At 58.8% G+C, this 7,809-nt stretch carries 5 protein-coding genes; 1 reads left to right on the forward strand and 4 read right to left on the reverse strand.

Going from position 1 to position 7,809, the window contains the following annotated elements; all coding sequences use genetic code 11:
• Positions 1–1,084 (forward strand): reverse transcriptase domain-containing protein (locus WAO69_RS08680; protein ID WP_422178080.1); only part of this gene is annotated, 1,084 nt, incomplete at its 5' end.
• A gap of 578 nt (positions 1,085–1,662) precedes the next feature.
• Here the strand turns inward: WAO69_RS08680 and gatB are convergent.
• The 4 genes from gatB to pepN form a co-directional block, all read right to left on the reverse strand.
• Positions 1,663–3,174, reverse strand: coding sequence for an Asp-tRNA(Asn)/Glu-tRNA(Gln) amidotransferase subunit GatB (gatB, locus tag WAO69_RS08685; RefSeq protein WP_422178082.1), 1,512 nt, complete (start codon positions 3,172–3,174; stop codon positions 1,663–1,665).
• A 67-nt stretch (positions 3,175–3,241) separates the two neighbouring features.
• Positions 3,242–4,510 carry a hypothetical protein gene (locus WAO69_RS08690; protein WP_422178084.1) on the reverse strand — a complete coding sequence of 423 codons (1,269 nt, stop codon included), beginning with the start codon at positions 4,508–4,510 and terminating at the stop codon, positions 3,242–3,244.
• A 118-nt stretch (positions 4,511–4,628) separates the two neighbouring features.
• The gene (locus WAO69_RS08695; RefSeq protein WP_422178086.1) at positions 4,629–5,060 is read right to left on the reverse strand and encodes a hypothetical protein; all 432 of its coding nucleotides are present in this window, start codon (positions 5,058–5,060) and stop codon (positions 4,629–4,631) included.
• 28 nt (positions 5,061–5,088) lie between these two features.
• The gene (pepN, locus tag WAO69_RS08700) at positions 5,089–7,650 is read right to left on the reverse strand and encodes an aminopeptidase N (RefSeq protein WP_422178088.1); all 2,562 of its coding nucleotides are present in this window, start codon (positions 7,648–7,650) and stop codon (positions 5,089–5,091) included.
• Positions 7,651–7,809: the final 159 nt, after the last annotated feature.

Below are 7,809 nucleotides of genomic sequence, written 5' to 3' on the forward strand. Positions count from 1 at the left end.
CGACCACACACGCCGCTCGGGGTGGAAAAAGCTTGTTCAGAGGGCAGATTCAGGCAACTTTGACATCGGACGGCAGGCCACTTGGGGAATGTCGGTTGAACTGATTACGGGAGGTGTATTAAAGAAAGCGCGGGTCATTGATGCACCTTGTCCCCACCTCAAATTGATACAGCGGGCGCTTCTTGACAAACTTATCAGTCATGTGATGCCTCATGATGCTGCTATGGCATTCGTTCGCGGGCGATCAATCGCTTTAAACGCCCGCCGTCATCATGGCGCCTCACATCTTTTCGCAACGGACATTCGGTCGTTTTTCCATTCCGTCAAATCGGCACATGTCGAAGAAATGCTTAGATTACGCTTCCCGCACTTTTCGCAAGCCTTCTGCAAGGAAATAGTTGGCCTTGTTACGAGTGATGGGCAGCTGCCGCAGGGCGCTCCAACCAGCCCGCACATCGCCAACCTTGTTATGTTCGGGTTCGACGAACTTTGCCAAGAGGCTGCTGATCAAGTCAATGCGGTCTATACTCGTTATGCTGATGACATAAGCATTTCATCCAAGGATGCTGCTTCCCTCCGCAGCATGGAGAACGTTGTACTAATGGGGCTTGGCGCGTTCGACATGGAGATTCATTCGGGAAAAACGCGGCACCTCGGCCCTCGCCAAACAAAGCTGGTTACGGGTTTAGATATCGGAGGTTCTCGCATTCGTCCTACCCGTGCTTTTCGGAAAAAGACGGCGGCTCTGGTGAGGATGGTCGAGAAATACCCAGGAAAGATGGAACGCCACCGAGATACGATCCGCGGATATTTGTCGTTCTGGTATGATGTTGACTGCGCAGATCTACAGCTCGCGAGCCTTTTGGAGAAAATGGGTCGTCCAAATTGGGCAGCGAAGGTACGAGAGGCGGCCGAGGAAAGAAATCTGGAAGCCTTGAGAAATTCGGCGGAACCGTCACCCAAAAAGGACGGTCCTGATGGCATAAATCGGCCGTATGAGATACCCCATCCTTACAATAGGGCCGCGGCGAGGATTTTCACAGGCAAGAACAGGCGGTGGACGACCCCGCCAAAGAATAGTTAGGCCATGGCAATAACGGATTTACATTTGAGGATGTTGATCAAAGGAAACCGCGCCAAAGGCAACCAGTGTAAACAAGCGGACGCAGTCCGTAGACACATCATCAAGGCCGGCCAATAGACCGACAGCTTGCCCTTGGCGCTTGTGCAATCGCTATAGTGAACGAGGGAATGGTTCAAGTAGTGTCAGGTTTGAGGCATCAAATCAAAACGGTCATTGGGACATTTTTAGCGAAATGTCCTTTTGTCCGCACACTTCCCATTCGCGGCCGGCTCGATTTTGCACCTGCAGCGAACGGCTGGTCTGACCGGCCGCACCGCAGCATCGAGACAGTGGGTCGGATGTCTCTTATGGGCCGATAGTCACCCAAAACCCACCAGCTGACGAAAGCGCCCCCCGGTCCAAACTCAGCGCCCTGAAACTGTCCCCATCCCACAGACCCCTGTCTCCAGCCGGAGTCGGGCCACGGGGCAGGGCCATGCCAGCCCCGCGCTGGGCGCGCCTATGTACAGCCCCCGCGCGGGCTGCGCGCGTATGTACGGGATGTGTACAGGATGTGTACGCAAATCATACAGCGGTGGTCAGAGGCCCAGTTTTGCGCTCACCAGCTGGTTGACGGCCGCCGGATTCGCCTTGCCTCCGGTGGCTTTCATCACCTGTCCGACGAACCATCCCGCCAGTTTGGGATTGGCCCTGGCCTTCTCGACCTGGGCGGGATTGTCCGCGATCACCTGGTCCACGGCCGCTTCGATCGCACCTGTGTCCGTGACCTGTTTCATGCCTCTTTGTTCAACGATTTCAGAGGGTTCTCCGCCTTCTGTATAGACGATTTCGAACAGGTCCTTGGCGATTTTTCCGCTGATATCCCCCGAGGTGATCAGGTCCACGATCCCGCCCAGCTGTGCCGGGGTCACCGGGCTGTCCTCGATCGCGTGGTCTTCTTTCTTGAGCCGTCCGAACAGCTCGTTGATGACCCAGTTGGCCGCCATCTTGCCATCCCGCCCCGCCGCGACCGCCTCAAAGTAAGCCGCCGCCGAAACCTCCGCCGTCAGCACCGAAGCGTCGTAATCCGTAAGCGAGAAGTCCTTGATAAAGCGCGATTTTTTCTCATCCGGCAGTTCGGGCAACGACGCCCGGATATCGTCCACCCACCCCTGCTCGATCTCCAGCGGCAACAAATCCGGATCCGGAAAATACCGGTAATCATGCGCCTCCTCCTTCGACCGCATCGACCGCGTCTCGCCCTTGTCCGGATCGTAAAGCCGCGTCTCCTGTTCGACCGCACCGCCGGCTTCGACAATGGCGATCTGGCGTTTGGCCTCGACCTCGATGGCTTGCTGGATGAACCGCATTGAGTTCATGTTCTTGATCTCACAGCGCGTGCCCAGATGGGAAAAATCCTGTGTTTCCTGATACTTCTCATATTGGCCGGGCAGGCAGATCGACACGTTCACATCCGCACGCATGCTGCCGTTCTGCATGTTTCCGTCGCAGGTTCCCAGATAGAGCAGGATCTGGCGCAGCTTGGTCAGATAGGCCGCGGCCTCTTCGGGACCGCGGATATCGGGACGGCTGACGATCTCCATCAGCGCCACGCCTGTGCGGTTGAGATCCACGAAGGACATGTTGGGATCCATGTCGTGGATGGATTTTCCCGCATCCTGTTCCAGGTGAATTCGCTCGATCCGCACCTTGCGCGCGATCCCTTCTCCCATCTCGACCAGCACTTCGCCTTCGCCCACGATGGGGTGGTAAAGCTGGGAAATCTGATAGCCCTGCGGCAGGTCAGGATAGAAATAATTCTTGCGATCAAAGGCACTTACAAGGTTTATCTCGGCCTTGAGGCCCAGCCCGGTGCGCACCGCTTGTTCCACGCAGAATTCGTTGATGACCGGCAACATGCCCGGCATGGCCGCATCCACAAAGGCCACGTTCGAGTTCGGTTCGGCCCCGAATTGCGTTGACGCCCCCGAGAACAGCTTGGCCTTGGAGGAGACCTGCGCATGCACTTCCATCCCGATCACAAGCTCCCAATCGTGCTTGGCTCCGGCAATGGTTTTTACCTTGGGTGTCTCATAAGTCAGATCCAGCATCAGGTCGGCCTCTCTCGCGCAGCTTTGATCTGCGTTCTAGGCCAGCCCATGGGGCTGGGCAAGAGGGTCAAGCGTTGATCTGCAGGCCGTCCGGCGTAAACACAATCTGCAGGCCTTGCGCGATTTCATCCTCGAACAGATCGCGCAGAACCCCAAGCGCGCGGGCCTGACCATGCGCGGCAAATCGGCTGAGCGATGTAACCGGCACCGCATTGTCAAACCCTTCGGCGGCATGTGCCCAGATCAGCGGATGCAGTTCGGTCATGTAATCGCGGATGATCCAATCAGCACAGGCCGAAATCTCCTGGGCAGCGGGAAGTTCCGGCCCGTGGCGCATGATCGACAGGGCGCAATAGGCCGCCAGAAGATTTGCCGAGACCTGACCGGGTCGACGACGCAGGATATCGCGCAGGCCATCGATGAAGAAGGACACATCCACGATGTCACAGGCTCCGGCATCGTTGGCCAGCGCGTCGAACATCACCCAGCTATAGCCGGCATCGCCCCAGATATCCTGCGTGCGCGATGCGGTCCGGCGCGCCTCGAGCTCAAGCTGCTCATAACTGCCGAACCAGCGTGGCAGCAGGTGATTGCCCATGGCGCGCATGTGGCGTTCGTTATGGGGATCGAGATCAATCAGGTCTTCGTAATCATCGGCGATGCGCACATGCGGATCGCGCAGCCCCGGCAAAAGCGCACAGCGCGCCGCAGCCAGAGCGGGGCTGTTCAGCTCAACGCCGTTGAATTTGTCCAGGATCGTGCTGGCCCGGTCAAAATGCGCGGCAAATGCGGCGCGCCGGTGTTTGGCCACGTCCCGTTCAGCCTCGGACCCGCGCCATGCCCAACCGATATCAATATGGGCCGAGGCCACGATCAGAGCGATGGCAGCGTCGGTGTTATGTTCGCTCAGCACGGCCTCCAGCCCGCCGATACCCGACAGAAGGGCGGGCGCACCGGACGGGACGCCGTCCTCGATCGCGTGCGTGGCAGCGGCAACGACATCATGGCGTGCGCCGAAAACCAGAAGATCGGTGACCGGCATGCCTCCGGGCGTTTTTGATCGACCCTGTTCCGCCATGCGGATTTTCGCGGCCAGATCGCTCCATCGGTCCTGACGGGCCAGAAACTGGCCCAGCATGCGAAGACGCGCGCATTCCTCGTCGTCAGGAGTCGTGGAGCAGATGGGAATATGAACAAGCTGTTCCGCGTCAGGCAACGACAGGCTTCGGGTAAACGAGCCGTGTCCTTCGGGGCCGTAATCCGCGGTGCCCTGCGCGGGTTTTGACCAAAACTTTGTCCGCCGCGCAATCTGCGCGATCTGTGCCAATGTCCGCATGGTGTGCCTGTCTGCTGATTATCTCTGTTCAGCTTGCAGATTACGCATGGTTTTGGACGAAACGATGGCAGCCGCGTGATCCTAGGCAGGCAAATCCAAGCTGATTTTCAGACCGGTCTCACAGCAAAGAAAAATGGTGTCGCTCGGTTTTCAACCCATGGGCCTGACAGGCTGCTTCGAAAATCTTGTGCTCTGGCAATGCATCATAGGGCAGGCGGATGCGCTTTTTGGACGGTGTGACGGCGCTGACGCGCACCGAAAAATCCAGCCTTGTGTCAAAGCGCATATGGTCGATCTCGCTGAGATCCATCCGGGCTTTGCCGCGCCCGCTCCACCATTCCAGCTGTCCGTCTGCCAAGCGGACGCCCGAGTTGCGGTCTGTGTAGAGATCCCAGAGCGCAGGCAGGGTGGTCAGCGCGACAAGCAGAAGAATCCACCATGCCGCATCCAAAACGACATAGAGCCCGATCAGCGCAGCATAGACGCAGATCAGCACCACCATGGTGCGCCGGTTGCGCCCGCTGGCCTCATGCAAGAACGCCTCGGCCATCAGGACGCAGCCTTGTGCGCACAAGCCGTCATGCAGACAGGATCCGTCCGATCATCTCGCCGGTATCGCGCGAGAGACCCTCGCGCGCCATGATGCGCTCCATCGCGTCCCGCATCAGGCCCTGACGATCTGCGTCATAGCGTTTCCAGGTCTGAAAGGCCGCACACATGCGCGCCGTGGTTTGCGGATTCACCGGATCAAGCCGGATCAACCAGTCGGCCATCAATGCATATCCCGAGCCATCGGCCGAATGAAACCCTGCGTGGTTCATGGCGAATGCACCCAGTGTCGACCGGAAACGGTTGGGATTTTTCCAGTTGAAATCGGCATGCTGCGTCAGGCTTCGGGTGACATCTGCCGCTTTGTCGGGATCGGCATGCACGATCTGAAGCATGAACCATTTGTCGATCACCAGGCGGTCGGACTGCCATTGCGTGTAAAACGCCTCCAAAGCCTCGGACCCTGTGCCTGCCGCCAAAAGGCACCCCAACGCCGAAAGCTGCAATGTCATGTTGTCGGCGCGGGCATATTGCTCTTTGGCCTGCGCACCGCCGTCAATGCGGCTGAGAAGGGACAGAGCGGCACCGGCAAGCGCACGTTTGCCTGATTGCTCGGCGTCCGGGCGATAGGGGGCGTCCACATGGGCTTCGGCATAAAGCCGTGGCAGCAGGTCCTGACAATGCTGCGCCAACGCCTGTTTGAGGGTTTCGGAGGCCTGCCAGATCTTCATCGGATCGGGCGTCATCCCGGCCTGAGCGATCGAACCGGCAAGATCGGATTGCCCCGGCATCCCCAGCATGAGGGCGCGATACGCCGGATCAAGCGTATCGTCGCGCAACACCGCCAGAATGCCGTCAAGATATGCACCGTCTGGCGCTGCGGCGTCGGTGGCCATGTCGCTGAGCGTGGCGCGGGCCAGCGCGCGGCCTGCTTCCCAGCGGTTGAACGGGTCAGTGTCATGGGCCAGCAGGAAGGCGCGTTCGGCACTGTCGCTTTCGCGTTCCAGCACGACAGGCGCAGAAAAATCGCGCAGGATCGACGGTGTGGGTTTGCTTGCCAGCCCGTCAAACGAGAAGCTTTGCCTGGCCTGCGTCATCTCCAACATCTGCGTGGGCACGACCTCATCCCCGTTCGGGCTCAGAAGGCCGACATTGATCGGGATGACCAGAGGTTGCGGGTCAGGTGTGGTCGCGCTTGGGGGCAGTGTCTGGGTGAAGGTCAGCGTATATGTGCCGTCCTGCCAATCCTCGCTCACGCTCAGGCGCGGGGTTCCGGCTTGGGCATACCACCGTTTGAACTGGCTGAGATCACGGCCGGTGACATCCTCAAAGACCCTGAGCCAGTCTTCGATCGTGCAGGCCTGTCCGTCATGGCGCGCAAAATAGAGGTCAAGTGCCTCGGCATAGGCTGCATCGCCTACAATTCGCTTGAGCATGCCGATGACTTCGGCCCCTTTCTCATAGATCGTCGCGGTGTAGAAGTTGTTGATTTCCTGAAAGCTTTCAGGTCGCACCGGATGCGCCAGTGGCCCCTGATCCTCGGGGAACTGACGGCCGCGCAGATCGATCACATCATTGATGCGCTTGACAGGGGCGCTGCGGATATCGGCTGTGAACTGTGCATCGCGGAACACTGTCAGCCCTTCCTTGAGGCACAGCTGGAACCAGTCACGGCAGGTGATCCGGTTGCCTGTCCAGTTGTGGAAATACTCGTGGGCGACAATGGCCTCGATCCTCTCGAAATTCAGATCGGTCGCGGTTTCCGGACTGGCCAGAACCGCCGAGGAGTTGAAGATGTTCAGACCCTTGTTCTCCATCGCGCCCATGTTGAAATCATCCACCGCGACGATGTTGAACTCATCCAGGTCATACTCGCGCCCATAGACTTCTTCGTCCCAGCGCATGGATTGCTTGAGCGCTTCCATTGCAAAGGCGCATTTGTTTTCATCGCCTGCCCGCACCCAGATGGCCAGTTTCACAGGCTTGCCCGAAGCGGTGGTAAAGCTGTCTTCATGGGCGATCAGGTCACCTGCGACCAGCGCAAAGAGATAGGCGGGCTTGGGCCAGGGATCATGCCATGTGGCAGAGGTTGGCGTGATGTTCCTCCGGTTGCCATTGGACAGCAGGATCGGCGTATCGCCTTGGGGGGCCGCGATATGAACGGTGAAGACCGACATCACATCCGGGCGGTCGGGATAATAGGTGATCTTGCGAAAACCTTCTGCCTCGCATTGCGTGCAATACATGCCGTTCGACATGTAAAGCCCCTCTAGCGCGGTGTTGGCCTGCGGGTTGATCTCGACCTCTGCTTCGAACAGGAACGGCGCGTCCGGGACCTCACAGGTCAGCCCGTCTTCGGTGATCCGGGGCGTTATGGTCTGCCCGTCGATCTGCGCCCGGATCAGCTTCAGTTTTTCGCCATGCAGAAAAAAGCTGCGGTCCTGCGCGTCGGGATTGGGCGCGAACCGGATGCGGCTTTTGACGCGGGTGGCTGTCGGGTGCAGCTCAAAGCTCAGTTCGACCTGTTCGACGATATAGCCGAACGGTTTGTAATCCTTGAGATAAACTGTCGTGGGGGCGGCATCTCGCATCGCACTCTCCGGTCATTGGGTCGGGCCGACGTTAGGAAGTTCAAGATAGCGCTGCAAGCAGGCTTTCCAGTCGCGGGCTGCGCGTTATCTTTCGCCCCATGAGCGCTCCTGTCCTTTTGTGGTTCAAACGCGACCTTCGGGTTCGCGATCATCCGGCAC

The organism is Aestuariivita sp., assembly GCF_049276915.1.
Taxonomy (GTDB): domain Bacteria; phylum Pseudomonadota; class Alphaproteobacteria; order Rhodobacterales; family Rhodobacteraceae; genus Aestuariivita.